Annotated in this window: 13 protein-coding genes and 1 tRNA gene; 4 read left to right on the top strand and 10 right to left on the bottom strand. The window is 29.1% G+C overall.

From position 1 onward, the window contains the following. Positions 1–2,052 (top strand): ATP-dependent DNA helicase RecG, encoded by a 2,052-nt coding sequence (recG, locus tag ACTTBO_RS04985; protein WP_440656664.1) that lies wholly within the window; start codon positions 1–3, stop codon positions 2,050–2,052. Here the strand turns inward: recG and ACTTBO_RS04980 are convergent. Further along, entirely contained in the window at positions 2,049–2,705 is a 657-nt protein-coding gene (locus tag ACTTBO_RS04980; protein ID WP_440634143.1) for a DUF502 domain-containing protein, read from the bottom strand. The genes recG and ACTTBO_RS04980 overlap by 4 nt on opposite strands. Positions 2,706–2,817: 112 nt before the next feature. Between ACTTBO_RS04980 and ACTTBO_RS04975 the strand changes: the two genes are divergently transcribed. After that, positions 2,818–3,645 carry a M48 family metallopeptidase gene (locus tag ACTTBO_RS04975; RefSeq protein ID WP_440656663.1) on the top strand — a complete coding sequence of 276 codons (828 nt, stop codon included), beginning with the start codon at positions 2,818–2,820 and terminating at the stop codon, positions 3,643–3,645. Between the two features lie 10 nt (positions 3,646–3,655). On the opposite strand, the gene ACTTBO_RS04970 is transcribed toward ACTTBO_RS04975, so the two are convergent. From ACTTBO_RS04970 to ssb, 6 genes are all read right to left on the bottom strand, one after another. Next, positions 3,656–3,731 (bottom strand) — tRNA-Lys (locus tag ACTTBO_RS04970). Between the two features lie 152 nt (positions 3,732–3,883). Continuing rightward, positions 3,884–4,996 carry a tRNA guanosine(34) transglycosylase Tgt gene (tgt, locus tag ACTTBO_RS04965; protein WP_440656662.1) on the bottom strand — a complete coding sequence of 371 codons (1,113 nt, stop codon included), beginning with the start codon at positions 4,994–4,996 and terminating at the stop codon, positions 3,884–3,886. Positions 4,997–5,004: 8 nt separating this feature from the next. After that, positions 5,005–5,565, bottom strand: a complete 561-nt coding sequence (locus tag ACTTBO_RS04960) for a peptidylprolyl isomerase (RefSeq protein ID WP_440656661.1) — start codon at positions 5,563–5,565, stop codon at positions 5,005–5,007. After that, the gene (coaD, locus tag ACTTBO_RS04955) at positions 5,558–6,052 is read right to left on the bottom strand and encodes a pantetheine-phosphate adenylyltransferase (RefSeq protein WP_440656660.1); all 495 of its coding nucleotides are present in this window, start codon (positions 6,050–6,052) and stop codon (positions 5,558–5,560) included. The genes ACTTBO_RS04960 and coaD overlap by 8 nt, the downstream gene beginning before the upstream one ends. Beyond that, positions 6,052–8,631, bottom strand: coding sequence for a DNA gyrase subunit A (gene gyrA / locus ACTTBO_RS04950; protein WP_440656659.1), 2,580 nt, complete (start codon positions 8,629–8,631; stop codon positions 6,052–6,054). Before gyrA ends, coaD begins: the two co-directional genes overlap by 1 nt. A gap of 5 nt (positions 8,632–8,636) precedes the next feature. Continuing rightward, positions 8,637–9,089 carry a single-stranded DNA-binding protein gene (ssb, locus tag ACTTBO_RS04945; RefSeq protein ID WP_262589214.1) on the bottom strand — a complete coding sequence of 151 codons (453 nt, stop codon included), beginning with the start codon at positions 9,087–9,089 and terminating at the stop codon, positions 8,637–8,639. Positions 9,090–9,178: 89 nt separating this feature from the next. Between ssb and uvrA the strand changes: the two genes are divergently transcribed. Both uvrA and ACTTBO_RS04935 read left to right on the top strand, forming a co-directional pair. Continuing rightward, positions 9,179–12,031, top strand: a complete 2,853-nt coding sequence (gene uvrA, locus ACTTBO_RS04940) for an excinuclease ABC subunit UvrA (RefSeq protein WP_440656658.1) — start codon at positions 9,179–9,181, stop codon at positions 12,029–12,031. A gap of 50 nt (positions 12,032–12,081) precedes the next feature. Continuing rightward, positions 12,082–12,684, top strand: a complete 603-nt coding sequence (locus tag ACTTBO_RS04935) for a urate hydroxylase PuuD (RefSeq protein ID WP_440656657.1) — start codon at positions 12,082–12,084, stop codon at positions 12,682–12,684. On the opposite strand, the gene secF is transcribed toward ACTTBO_RS04935, so the two are convergent. Genes secF through yajC form a run of 3 tightly spaced genes read right to left on the bottom strand, consistent with a single transcriptional unit; the run spans position 12,681 to position 15,437 of the window. Beyond that, positions 12,681–13,580: a protein translocase subunit SecF gene (gene secF, locus ACTTBO_RS04930; protein ID WP_440656656.1), complete on the bottom strand. Its 900-nt coding sequence runs from the start codon at positions 13,578–13,580 to the stop codon at positions 12,681–12,683. The genes ACTTBO_RS04935 and secF overlap by 4 nt on opposite strands. After that, the gene (gene secD, locus ACTTBO_RS04925; RefSeq protein ID WP_440656655.1) at positions 13,580–15,133 is read right to left on the bottom strand and encodes a protein translocase subunit SecD; all 1,554 of its coding nucleotides are present in this window, start codon (positions 15,131–15,133) and stop codon (positions 13,580–13,582) included. Before secD ends, secF begins: the two co-directional genes overlap by 1 nt. 13 nt (positions 15,134–15,146) lie before the next feature. After that, positions 15,147–15,437 carry a preprotein translocase subunit YajC gene (gene yajC, locus ACTTBO_RS04920; protein WP_440656654.1) on the bottom strand — a complete coding sequence of 97 codons (291 nt, stop codon included), beginning with the start codon at positions 15,435–15,437 and terminating at the stop codon, positions 15,147–15,149. Between the last annotated feature and the right edge of the window lie 12 nt (positions 15,438–15,449).

Below are 15,449 nucleotides of genomic sequence, written 5' to 3'. Positions count from 1 at the left end.
ATGGATAATAAAACTAATTTTGAATATTTATTATCTGATCTAACAGCTTTAAATGGCGTTGGTATAAAAACAACAAATTTACTTAAGAAAAAGAATATAAATAATATTTTTGATTTACTTTGGAAACTTCCAAAGGCTTATACAGACAGAAGTTTGTCAACTAAAGTAAAAGATTTAAAGATCGGAGAAAATCAAACTGTTACTGTTGTAGCAAATAAATATTTGTTTCCAAGAATTAGAAAATTACCAAATAGAGTTAAGTGTTCAGATGAAACAGGTGAGCTAGATTGTGTTTTTTTTAATAGTTATGAAGGATATATTAAAAAAATATTACCTTTAGGAAAAGAAATAACTGTAAGTGGGAAAATTGGCTACTTTAAAAACAAATATCAAATAACCAATCCTAAATATGTATCTGAAGACTCAAGTTTAATTAAACAAGTTCATAATAAATATTCATTAACTGAAGGAATATCTGAGAAAATTTATAATAAAATCATAAAACAAATAATAGATAAATTACCTAACTTAAAAGAATGGCACTCAAGTAAAATTTTAAATAAATTCAATAATATCAATTGGAATGATGCAATTAAAGAATTACACAAGCATGAGAATATAGGAAAATACAAAGATCATTTTTATCAAAGACTTGCCTTTGATGAAATATTTGCAACATTTTTAGTTAATTCAGAAATAAGAAAAAAAATTAAGAAAGTTAAGAAAAAAAATAAAATTATTAATTTAAATAAACAAAAAAAACTTATTAATAAATTAGATTTTTCATTAACTGATGATCAAATTAAATCGATTAACGAAATTAATGAGGATTTATCATCCTCAACTAAAATGTTTAGATTATTACAAGGAGATGTTGGAAGTGGAAAAACAATTGTCTCATTATTAGCTGCATTTAATACTATCAATTCTGGTTTCCAAGTAGCTGTTATGGCCCCTACCGAAATACTAGCAAGACAACATTATAATTTAGCAAAAAAAATTTTTCCATCAAGCATATCAATAGAGTTAATTTCTGGTAAGTCTAGTTACAGAGAAAAAAAATTAATCCTCAATGAACTAATAAATAATAAGATTAATATAATTTTTGGTACACATGCTATTTTTCAAAAAACAGTTAAATTTAAAAAATTAGGATTAATTATTATTGACGAACAACATAAGTTTGGCGTGAATCAAAGAAAAAGATTATCTGACAAAGGGGGAAATGATTGTGATGTTCTATTGATGACAGCCACACCTATTCCACGAACTTTAACAATGACAATTTATGGCGATATGGATTTGTCAATTATTAGAGAAAAACCAAAAAACCGTAAAATGATAAAAACTTACAGTAAATTAGAAAGTAAAATTGATGATGTAATTAAATTTATAAAAAAAGAAATTAATTCAGGTAATCAAATATTTTGGGTCTGTCCATTAATTGAAGAGTCTAAAAAATTAGATCACACTTCTGCAATTCAAAAATTTGAATATTTAAAAAAATTATTCCCAAAACAAGTTTCTATTCTTCATGGAAAAACAGATATAATTGAAAAAGATGAAATTTTGAAAAAATTTTTAAATAAAGAGTTTAAAATATTAGTATCAACAACTATTATAGAGGTTGGAATAGATTTTCCTAACGCAAATGTAATTATAATCGAAAATGCAAATAAGTTTGGCCTATCTCAACTCCACCAATTAAGAGGTAGAGTTGGTCGTGGAGAGAAGGAAGCAACTTGTATTTTGATGTTCAAGTCAAATTTGAGTGAAAATGCTAAAAAAAGAATAAATATATTAAAAGAGACCAATGATGGATTTGTTATTTCTGAAGAAGATATGAAGATTAGGGGTTTCGGTGATATATTGGGTTTTAAACAAAGTGGTGTTAAAAATTTCAAATTAGCAGACCCAATTCAAAACAGTGACTTATTTGAATTAGCTGAAAAAGAAATAAAAAGAATTGAACTTGAAAATGAAAATTTAAGTAAGTTTAAACCTTTAATTAAATTGTACGATAGAGCAGATATAATTAACGATATAGCTTAATTTTTTTCAGTTGTTGTTGTACCGGCCGATACAATAAATTTAGAAGCTTCCTCAAAAGTCATGTTTAAAAATATAACGTCGTCTTTTGGGAACATCAGCAAAAAACCACTTGTTGGATTTGGAGTTGTTGGAACAAATACGTTTATTAATTTTTGATTTGTTTTTTCAGCAATTTCTCCAGAATTTTCTTTAGTTGCAAAACCCACAGCCCATACACCTTTTCTTGGATATTCAACAAGTACAACACTCTTACTTTTACTTCCACTTTCTTTAAATGATTGTGACATTTGTTTAATTGCAGACCAAAAAGTTCCTAGGAGTGGTATTTTTTTAAATAAACTGTCTATTAACTGAAGAAATTTTTTCCCTAAATAAGATAAAGATATAAATCCAATGATTGTTATGAAAATAATTGAAATAATTATCTCTAGGCCAGGAATATTAAATGGTAAATAATAATTAGGATTTATTTGAGAAGGTAAAATTTTTGAAGAAGTATTTATTAAAAATTTACTTAAATAAATAGTTAGTCCTATTGGTATTAAAACAACAACACCAGTAAAAAAATAATTCCTAATTTTTAAAGATAAAATATAAAACCATAGACCTATAATTTCTCTTTTTTTTATAGGTTTCTTTTTGGTTTCTTTCATTTATTAACTATAACTAGAATATGTAACAAAAATTATTGCAATGATAAATAATACTACTAAAATTTTATTATTAAGATTCATAATGATAAATTATTACCAATTTTAGAATGAAATGAATAGAAGAAAATTTTTAACATATGTTGGATGTGGTTGTGGAAGCATACTTCTACATTCATGCACAAGTGCTCCAATTACTGATAGAAAACAATTAAAATTAATACCAGAAGCTAAATTAAATGCTCAAGCTGCTCAAATTTATGAGAAAGTTAAAGAAAAAGAGAAAATGAGTGATGATACAAAAACTTTAAATGAAATAAAAGAAATTGGAAAAAAAATGGAAGATTCAATTAGTGAATATTTCTATAGATCTAATTTAAATGATCCAACTGCTAATTTTGATTGGGAATATATATTAATTGATAATAAAAAAGTTAGAAATGCTTGGTGTATGCCTGGAGGGAAAATTGCGGTTTATACAGGTATACTTGATGTAACAAAAAATACTAATGGTCTGGCTGCAGTAATGGGACATGAAGTTGCTCATGCTGTTGCAAAACATTCAGTTGAAAGAGCAAGTAGAGGAGTTTTGCTAAACACAGGTACCAGAATTATTGATATTGCAAGTGGAGGTATATTATCAGATATCAATAGAACAACAGGAATGGATACAGTTGGCCTACTATCTCAAATTGGACTAATGAATCCATTTAACAGAAAACAAGAAAGCGAAGCTGATTATCTTGGTATGATTTTTTCATCTTTATCTGGATATGATATCAGAGAAACAGTTAAAATTTGGGAAAGAATGAGAGAATTTAATAAAGGCAAAGAGCCTCCACAATTTATGAGTACCCACCCTTCATCTGACACTAGAATTAAACAGTTAAATGATTGGATGAATGAGGTAATTCTTGATTATCCACCAATTGAAATAAGTTAAATTCAAAAAGTGGTGAGCCGTGATGGACTCGAACCATCGACCCATTCCTTAAAAGGGAATTGCTCTACCAACTGAGCTAACGGCCCACAAAGATTCATTTTTATGAAAATGAATATGGTTTGTATACAGATAAATTTTAATATTTCAATTCGTTCAATGTAATTTTTATAAAAAGAATTCGTTATAAATGAGGGGTTTTCATTACAAAGTTGTACACATAATAGCACAGTTAATAAAACTACAACTTATCAATGTATTTATCGTGAAATTCATCAAATGTATTATTCATAATATTTTTTCTGATTTCGGACATTAATTCTTGATAAAAATTTATATTGTGAAGTGTTAATAGCATTGATGCTAATATTTCATTGGTATTAAACAAATGATTTAAATAGTTTTTTGAATATTTATTTAAATTTAAATTTTCACAATTCGGATCTAACGGTGTGTTGTCATGTTGGTATTTGTTATTTTTAATATTTACCCGTCCATTCCAAGTAAAAGCAAGACCTGTTCTACCTGATCTAGTTGGAAGAACGCAATCAAACATATCTATACCCCTTTTTACAGCACCTAAAATATCTGATGGTGTACCAACACCCATTAAATAATGGGGTTTTTCATCTGGTAAATGTTCTTTAATACCATCTAAAGTAGCAAACATTTCATCTTGAGTTTCACCTACAGCTAATCCTCCAACCGCATACCCATCAAACCCGATCTTTGTAAGTCCTTCAAGGGATTTTAATCTTAAATCTTTAAATAATCCTCCTTGAATAATTCCAAATAAAGCTTTGTGAGGATTGTTTCCAAATGCCTTTTTAGATCTCTCAGCCCAATACAAAGATAGATCCATAGATTTTTTTATTAAATCATAATCTTCAGTTTTTTTTGGACACTCATCCATTATCATTACAATATCTGAATTTAAGCCTAATTGAATCCTAATACTTTCTTCAGGACTTAAATAAAATTTTTTTCCATCAACGTGTGAATTAAATATGGCCCCTTTTTCGCGATCTATTTTATTTAACTTTGATAGAGACATTACTTGAAAACCACCTGAGTCTGTAAGTATTGGTAAATCACAATTCATGAACTCATGTAAACCACCTGCTGAAGCAACTCTTTCCACTCCAGGACGGATCATTAAATGATATGTGTTAGATAGTATTATTTCTGATCCAGTTTTCTTTATATCGTTGATTGTACAAGCTTTAACTGTTGCTTGTGTACCAACAGGCATAAATGCTGGTGTATTAATCTCACCCCTATGAGTTTCTATAACACCGCGTCTAGCAAATTTATCTTTGTTTAAAACTTTAAAGGCAAAATTTTTTAATGCCATTTAATATTTTACAAAGATTTAAAACTTATAATTTTATCAGGATCTGTTACAGCACCATTGTTATTTTGGTCACCTCTTTTAATTTTATCTACAAACTCCATTCCCTCAATAACTTTACCAAAAACAGTATACTGTCTGTCTAAAAAAGGTGCTGGTTGAAAACAAATGAAAAACTGGCTATTTGCGCTATTTGGATCTTGAGCTCTAGCCATAGATAATGTGCCTCTATCATGAGGTAAACTATTAAACTCCTGTTCTAAATCAGGCATATCAGATCCACCCATACCTGCTCTTCTTAAATCAAATTCTTTAGACTCTGAATTTCCAAATTTAACATCACCTGTTTGAGCCATGAAACCATCGATTACTCTATGAAATACAACGTTGTCATATTTTCCGCTGTTAGCTAATTCTTTTATTCTTTTGACGTGATTTGGTGCCACGTCTTCAAATAATTCAATTTTTACATCACCATCTTTTAGTTTTAAAATCATTATATTCTCCTCAGCTATTAATTGATTTGCACTAACAAAAAATAAAATAAATATGTACGATAAAATTCTATTCATATTTTTCTTTTAAAGATTTTATTGTGCTTTTGGTAGTAAATTTTTTAATATTTCCATTTAATTTTACAATTTCTTTAACAAACCTTGAGGAAATGATTTGATTTTCTACATCTGACATTAAAAAAATTGTCTCAATATTTTGGTTGAGTTTTCTATTCATTCCAGCAAGTTGAAATTCGTATTCAAAATCAGATACAGCTCTCAAGCCACGCAAAATGATGTTTGATTTATATTTTTTGCACAAATCAGTGGTTAGTGAACCAAAGGAAACAACTATAATTTTTTTTTTATTTAATTTTAAATCCTTAAATAAAGCTTTATTAACAATTTCTATTCTTTCATCTGATGAAAATAAATAATTTTTATTACTAACATCTGAAACTCCAACTACTATTTTATCAAAAAGTTTTAGTGCTTTTTTAATAACATCTATATGACCATAAGTGATTGGATCAAAAGTTCCTGGATAAATAGCAATTTTACTCATTAAATTAAATTATCATCAATTTTAATTGCAGAAACAACTTTTTCATCACCAGATAATTTTATAATTCTTACACCTTGAGTATTTCTACTAGCGGTTCTTATTTCTTTCACTGCAACTCTAATAACTCTTCCTTTGTTTGTGGAAATTAAAATTTCATCACCTTCAAAAACTGGAAAAGATGAGGTTATATTCCCGTTTCTTGGAGAATTTATAATTCCAATAATACCCTTTCCACCTCTATTAGTAACTCTGTAGTCAATATGAGAAGTCTTTTTGCCATAACCGTTTTCACTTATTGCTAAAACAAATTTTTCTTTTGCTTTTAATTCTGATTTTTCATCTTTTGATTTTTTTCCATTTTTATTTAATTTATCATTATCAATTACGGACAATGAAACAATTTGATCTCCAGAAGCAAGTTCAATCCCTTTTATTCCCTTAGAAGACCTTCCCTTAAATACTCTTAATTTTCTAGCTTCAAAACGGATACATTTTCCAAATTTAGTACTTAGAATTATGTCTTGATCATCTTTACAAATTTTAACTCCAACAATTTTATCGTTGTTGTCAAGTTTCATTGCAATTTTTCCTGAAGCATTAATGGATGAAAAATCCTCTAAACTATTCTTTCTAACTTTACCTTGTGCTGTTGCAAAAATAATTTGATAATTTTTTGAGTCTGTATCCTCATCAGGCATTGGCATAATTGAGCTAATAGATTGATGACTTTTTAATGGGAGAATATTGAATAAAGATTTACCTTTTGACGCTGATGACCCTTCAGGTATTTTCCAGGCTTTAATTTTATAAACAAGTCCTTCTGTTGAAAAAAATAAAACTGATGTATGCGTATTCACCGACAGAGTTTGTATTACAGAGTCTTGATCTCTGGTAGTAATTCCAGATTTACCTTTTCCACCTCTTTTTTGTTGTTTCACATTATTTAATGAGCCTCTTTTAATATATCCTTGCAAAGTTACTGTGATAATTACAGATTGTTTTTGTATTGTTTCTTCTATGTCGTAATTTAAAACTGCATCAATTATTTTAGTTCTTCTTGGAACTGCAAATTTTTCTTTAATATTTTTTAATTCTTCACTTATTACTCTCAAAAGTTCTTTTTTAGAGGATATAATTTTTTTATATTTTGCAATTAATTCAGCTAATTTTTTTATCTCAACTTCAATTTCATTGATACCAAGAGCTGTTAATTTCTGTAATCTTAATTCTAAGATAGCTAACACTTGTGGTTCGGATAAAGAATAAATATTTTTACCTTTTTTTCCTTCTACTAAAGAAATTAATTTTTGTGATTTGTTTATTTTCCACTTAGTTTTAAGGATAGCATTTTTTGCATCTTCAGGTGTTTTGGAAGATCTAATGATTTTTATAATTTTATCTAAGTTTTCTACTGCAACAGATAGACCTATTAAGATATGAGCTCTTTCCTCAGCTTTTTGAAGATCAAATTTTGTTTTTTTGATTACTACATCTTCTCTAAATGATAAAAAATTAGAAAGAAATTCTTTTAATGTGCATGTTTTTGGTTTCCCTTCTACTATTGCTAAAGTATTAAAACCAAAAGAGCTTTCTATTTGAGTGTTTTTGTATAGCTGTCTTTTAATTGTTTCTGGCTCAACACCATTTCTTAAATCAATAGCAACTCTTATACCTTCTCTATTAGACTCATCTCTTATATCTTTAATACCTTCAATTTTCTTTTCTCTAACTAATTGTGCAATTCTTTCATTTAATACCGCTTTATTTACTTGGTATGGAATTGAAGTAATTACTAATCTATCTCTACCATTCTTTAAGCTTTCAACTGATACTTCACCTCTAATTTTAAACGAACCTCTTCCATTGTTGTAACCTTGTTTAATTATATCTTTACCGATTATTACTCCTCCAGTTGGAAAATCTGGTCCTGGAATATGTTTCATCAGTTCTTTTATTTTAATATCTTTGTTTTCTATTAAGGCTAAAGTTCCATCAATTATCTCACCAAGATTATGAGGAGGAATACTAGTTGCCATCCCAACAGCTATACCTCCAGCCCCATTAACTAATAAATTTGGAAATTGTGCAGGTAAAACGCTAGGTTCTTTCTCTGTTTCATCATAATTGCTTTTAAAACTAATCGTATTTTTTTCGATATCATCAATCAAATATTGTGAGACTTTTGATAATCTTGTTTCGGTATATCTCATAGCAGCTGCTGGATCACCATCAATGGATCCAAAATTACCTTGCCCTTGAACCAAAGGTAAGCTCATTGAAAAATCTTGCACCATCCTAACTAAAGCATCATATACTGATTGATCACCATGAGGATGATATTTACCAATTACATCCCCGACTATTCTTGCTGATTTTCTAAATTGTTTAGACCAATCATAACCACCTTTATACATTGCATAAAGAATTCTTCTATGAACTGGTTTTAATCCATCTCTTACATCAGGTAATGCACGACTTACAATAACACTCATTGCATAAGACAAATAAGACGAGCTCATCTCGTCATGCATAGAGATTAGATTAATATTCTTATCTTTTGGTTCTTCAGTTTTTTGCATAGAAATTAAAATGGTATTTCGTCATCCATATCATTTGACACTTGAGAAGAATCCTCAATATTGTTTTGTTGAGTTGTGTCATTCTGAATTCCACCACCTGTATTTCCTCCACCTAACATTGTAAGTGAAGAATTGTAACCTTGTATAACAATTTCTGTTGAATACTTATCCTGGCCAGATTGTTCATCTTTCCATTTACGTGTTGTCAGTTGTCCCTCTACATAAACTTGAGCGCCCTTTTTTAAATATTGTTGAACAACATTTACCAATCCTTCATTGAATACAACTATACGGTGCCATTCAGTTTTTTCTTTTCTTTCACCAGTATTTTTATCTTTCCATGTTTGACTGGTTGCAAGACTTAGTCTAGCTACACTCTTGCCATTTACCATTTGTTTAATTTCAGGGTCTGCGCCCAAACGACCAATTAATAATACTTTATTTAAACTTCCAGCCATAATATTTTAATATTTGTTAAATTAATTAATAAGATTTATATCACAATTCTTCTGAATATTAATTTTATTGACTCAAAGCAACTAAAAATATGATGAAAAAGATAGTTATTAAGGGCGCTAAAGAACACAATTTGAAGAATGTGACTGTAGAGATTCCAAAAGATAAATTTGTAGTGATAACAGGTTTGTCTGGGTCAGGAAAATCTTCATTAGCTTTTGATACCATCTATGCAGAAGGTCAAAGAAGATATGTCGAGAGCTTATCTGCCTACGCTCGTCAGTTTTTAGATAAAATGAAAAAACCAAATGTTGATTTAATTGAAGGCTTAAGTCCTGCTATAGCAATTGAGCAGAAAAACACTTCAAAAAATCCCAGATCAACTGTTGCAACTGTTACTGAAATTTATGATTATATGAGAGTGCTCTACGCAAGAGCAGGTATTCCCTACTCTCCTTTTACAGGTAAGCCAATAACCTCACAAACAATTACTCAAATTGTTGATTTAATAAAAAAATTACCAAAAAAATCTACAATTTATATTTATGCTCCAGTAGTTAGAGGTCGTAAGGGTGAATATAAAAAAGATATTTTAAGCTATAAGAGACGTGGATTTAGAAAAATAAAAATTGATAATGTATTATACGATATAGAAAAATCTCCTAATCTTGATAAAAAATTAAAGCACGATATTTCAATTCTAGTTGATAGAATTGTACTCAATTCAAAACTTGGGAACAGATTAGCTGAAAGCGTAGAAACAGCTGTAAATTTAGCTAATGGATTAGTTTTTGTTGAATACGAAGATGAAACTCTTCCTCAAAAATTTAGAAAAATTGAAAAATTAATTTACTCAACAAAGTTTGCTTGTCCAGAAAGTGGTTTTACTATTGAAGAAATAGAACCAAGATTGTTTTCATTTAATAGTCCTTATGGTGCTTGTGAAGAATGTGAAGGTATAGGAATGAAATTAAATGTAGATCCAAATTTAGTAGTTCCAGATGATCGTAAAAGTTTAGCGGATGGAGCAATTGAACCATGGGCTAAATCGACAACTTTATATTATGCACAGACATTAGCTTCTCTTGCAAAACATTATGAATTTTCTCTTGATGAAAAATGGAAAAAACTTCCAAAAAAAATTAAAGATATAATTTTATATGGCTCAGATGAAGACGAAATTAAATTTAATTATGATGATGGATATGAAAAATATTCATATAAAAAAACTTTTGAAGGTGTAATTAACAATCTTGAAAGACGTTTCTTGGAATCTGATAGTGAATGGAAAAGAGAAGCAATAGCCGAATATCAATCTGATACTGCATGTGAATCTTGTAATGGTGATAGACTTAAAGAGGAAGCATTATGTGTTAAGATTAATGATTTAAATATTAGTGAAGTTACTAAAAAATCAATTCATGATGCCGCTGAATGGTTTAAAAGCTTAGAAAATAATTTAGATAAAAGGCAATTCAAAATTGCAGAACATGTCCTAAAAGAAATAAATGAAAGATTAAATTTCTTACTTAATGTTGGTTTGGATTATTTAACACTCTCAAGGGAGTCTGGAACTTTATCGGGAGGAGAAGCTCAAAGAATTAGATTAGCATCACAAATTGGATCTGGTTTGACCGGAGTATTGTATGTTTTAGATGAACCATCAATTGGTTTACATCAAAAAGATAATGTTAAATTAATAAACGCATTAAAAAGATTAAGAGATCTTGGAAATACAGTAATTGTTGTTGAACATGATACTGAGACAATGGAAAATGCAGATCACATTATTGACCTTGGACCAGAAGCAGGAACGAATGGTGGTCAAATAACAGCTCAAGGAACTTACGAAGAACTTAAAAAGGACAAGAAGAGTATAACGGGACAGTATCTTGCAAATAAACAAAAAATTGAAGTTCCTAAAACTAGACGATTAGCAAAGAATGGTAGATTTGTAGAAATAAATGGTGCTAGTGGAAATAATTTAAATAATGTTAATCTAAAAATTCCTACAGGCACATTTACTTGTGTAACTGGAGTTTCTGGTAGTGGTAAATCTACATTAGTTTTACAAACGTTATTCCATGCATTAAACCTAACACTTAATAATAAAGCTAGAAAAACTCCTAAAGCTTTTAAGGGTTACAAAGGAGTAGAATTAATTGACAAAATTATTGATATCGACCAATCACCTATCGGTAGAACTCCAAGATCTAACCCAGCCACATACACTGGAGCTTTTGGTCCTATAAGAGATTGGTTTACTAGCTTACCAGAGTCTAAGACTAGAGGTTATAAACCAGGAAGGTTTTCATTTAATGTTAAGGGCGGTAGATGTGAAGCGTGTGAAGGTGATGGAGTTATTACTTATGAAATGCATTTTTTACCAGATGTTTATATTCAGTGTGATGAGTGTAAAGGAACGAGATACAACAGAGAAACTTTAGAGATTAAGTTTAAAGGAAAAAGTATAGCTGATGTTTTAGATATGTCTGTTGATGAAGGTTGTGAATATTTTGAAAACATTTCAAATATTAAATCTAAATTATTAACCTTAAAAAAAGTTGGACTTGGTTACATTAAAATTGGACAACAGGCCACTACACTATCAGGTGGTGAAGCACAAAGGATTAAACTAGCCAAGGAATTATCAAAAAGATCAACTGGTAGAACTATGTACATATTAGACGAACCAACAACTGGACTGCATCAGCACGATATTAAAAAATTACTAGAAATTCTTCACACCTTCGTGAAATTAGGAAACACCGTAGTTGTAATAGAGCATAACTTAGATGTTATAAAAACAGCTGATCATATAGTTGATATGGGTCCTGAGGGTGGTGTTAAAGGTGGTAAAATTGTTGCAGAAGGTAAACCTGAAGAAGTTTGCAAAGTAAAAGAAAGCTACACAGGCCAGTTTTTAAAACCTCTTTTGTATTAAATATAAAAACTTATAAAAAATCTAAATTTAGTGTATATTAATTAAGAATCATGAGCAGTTTATTATCATCACTATCTAAAACAATTCATGCATCGCTTGCATTAGCAATTATATTGTTTTTAGGTCTTTCCTATTTAAATGATGGTATTGCATTCGATACTCTTTTTTGGAGCTGGTTATTTAGATACATTCATGTTGTTGTTGCAATAATGTGGATAGGATTATTGTGGTATTTTAATTTTGTTCAAATTCCAAATATGGGAAAAATACCTGATGAGCAAAAGCCTGCTATTGGAAAAGTGATTGCTCCAGCTGCATTATTTTATTTTAGATGGGCAGCTGCTTTTACTGTTATTTCAGGATTAATTTTAGCTCTGTTAAATGGATATTTGCATGATGCTATGACTTTTAGCATTGGATCTGGTGTTCCAAAACATACAGCAATAGGAATTGGTATGTGGTTAGGAATTGTAATGGCTTTTAATGTTTGGTTTGTGATTTGGCCAAACCAAAAAAGAGCTTTAGGAATAGTTGAAGCTGATCCAGAAACAAAGGCTAAGTCTGCTAGAACTGCAATGTTGTTTTCAAGAACAAATACACTTTTATCTCTACCAATGTTGCTTTCTATGGTAGCTGCTCAAAACTTATATTAAACTGTTTTATTATTATCGTCTTCTCTTAAGACTGTTTTTTGTGATACTCTTAATCTCACTAAAACTGTATTAGCTATATAAATCGAAGAATAAGTTCCAAATACAACACCAAGTATCATTGCTAAAGAAAAACCTTTTAAAATTTCACCACCAAAAAAGAATATCGCCAATAAAGCTAACAATGTTGTAGCTGAGGTTATTATTGTTCTAGATAAAGTTTCGTTAATTGAAATATTTGTTAATTCAAAAATTTTAATATCTGAATATTTTCTTAAATTTTCTCTAACACGATCAAAAATTACAACCGTATCGTTCATAGAATAACCAACAATTGTTAGAACAGCTGCAATAATTGATAAATTAATCTCAAGACTAAATAATGAAAAAATTCCCAATGTTACTATTACATCATGAAATAGAGCCAAAATAGCACCCAAACTAAATTGCCACTCAAAACGTATCCAAATATAAATAAGCATTACAGCTAAAGATAAAGAAATTGCTATCACGCCAGCTTTAAGCAATTCAGCGCTTACTTTAGGACCTACGTTTTCAACTCTTCTAAAGTCATAGTTATTTCCAAAAGAACTATCTAAATCCTTTTTAATTTCTTCAATAATATTTTTTTTATTATCTTTATTTTCGAATTTAATTAGAAAATCAGTATCATTTCCAAATTTTTTAACAGAAATATCTCCTAAATCCATTTGATTAAACTTATCTCTCAATGAACTAACACTAATTTTGCTATCTGATGACCTTAGTTCAATCAATGTTCCACCTTTAAAGTCTATACCGTAATTTAAACCTTTAAAAATTAGTAATAAAAGTGATGCTGTAATTAAAAGTATAGATAGAATGTTAAAGTGATTATAGTATTTATTAAAGGCTATCATTAGATTAGTTTTTCCTTATTTTTATTTCTTGTCACATAAAGACTAGTGAACAATCTTGCTATAAAATAAACCGAGAATAGTGTTGTAAAAATTCCAACACCTAGAGTGACAGCAAATCCTTTTACTGGACCAGAACCCATAAAAAATAAAATTATAGCTGCTAATAAAGTAGTGATATTTGCATCAATAATTGCCGTTCTTGATTTTGTGTAACCCCAATCAAAAGCTAAAATATTATTACTTTCATCTTTAAGTTCTTCTTTAATTCTTTCAAAAATTAATACATTTGCGTCAACTGCCATACCAACAGTTAAAATGATACCTGCTATACCTGGGAGAGTTAGTGTTGCCTCAAATAAAGTTAAAATACCAAGCAATAAAAACAAATTAATTATTAATGTTATGTTAGTGATTAATCCAAACACTTTGTATTTAACAAACATAAAAATAATAACTAATAAAAAACCTATGGCTAAAGCGATCATTCCTGCATTAATCGAATCTTGTCCTAGATCAGGACCTACAGTCCTTTCCTCTATAATTTCTAATGGAGCAGGTAATGCTCCAGACCTTAATAATAAAGCTAAATCTGTAGCACTTTGAAAAGTAAATCCTCCACTGATCTGTCCAGAACCACTTGCTATTGTATCTCTAACAACAGGTGCACTAATTATTTTTCCATCTAAAATAATGGCCAATTGTTTTCCAATACCAGTAGATGTTGCTTTACCAAATCTTTTGGCACCTACTCGATCTAATGTAAATGACACAATAGTTTGATTGTTTTGAGTGTCCATTTTTGGTTGTGCATCTAATAGATTTTCACCACTGATGATTATTCTTTTGCTTACTGTTGCCTCTTCTAAGCCATCTTCAAATTTTAACTTCTCAACACCAAATCTGTCACTTTCATCATTAGTTACAAATCTAAATGTAAGATTTGCTGTTTTTCCTAATAATGATTTAATTCTTTGAGGATCATCTAACCCGGGAAGTTCAACAAGGATTCTATCATTACCTCTTTTTAAAATATTTGGTTCATTAGTACCGACTTCATCTACCCTTCTTCTTACAATTTCTATAGCTTGATCTTGCGATGAAGTTTTAAGATTTATTATTCCTTGTCTTGAAAAACTTACTTTTAAATTGATACCATTATCTTCGATATCAAGTTGGTGTGATTTAAATCTTGGGTAATAAGGATTTAGATCACTATTTTCATCTTGAAACACATCTAGTACTGCTTGTTTGTCTAAATCAGCAACATTGAAAAAAATATTTTGATTATCAATTTTAATATTATTAACTTTGATGTTTTTCTCTTTAAAATAATTTCTAATAGTAGTTGTTAAATTTTGTAATTTTTGTTCAATTACAGGCTTATTATCAATTTCAAGTAGAAGGTAAGAACCACCTTGTAAATCTAGACCAAGATTTATTTTCTTATTAAAAAAACTATCATCAAACTTAAATAAATTTGATGACGCAATTAAAATAAATAATAAAGAAAATAAAGTTACAAATAAGATTCTTAGTTTAGAAAAATAAAGCACTTATCTTAATTGATTATTTTTTAACTTCTGGAGTATTGTTTAAGAGACTTTGAATACCTGTAGCTTTAACAATTTCTACTTTAACATTTTCAGCTATTTCAACTTCTACTTTGTCGTTATCAATTAATCTTTCTACTCTTCCTGTTATACCACCAGAAGTGACTACTTTATCACCTCTCTTTAAACTTTCGACCATTGCTTTATGCTCTTTAACTTTTTTTTGCTGTGGTCTAATTAAGAAAAAATAAAAAATAACAAAAATTAAAATTAGCGGTATAAATTGACCTATTCCTGAACCTTCCATAAATCTCCTTTA

This window comes from Candidatus Pelagibacter sp. HIMB1509, assembly GCF_052047855.1.
Taxonomy (GTDB): domain Bacteria; phylum Pseudomonadota; class Alphaproteobacteria; order Pelagibacterales; family Pelagibacteraceae; genus Pelagibacter.
Note: the sequence above shows the minus strand (reverse complement) of the source record. Positions and strands in the feature narration are given on the sequence as shown.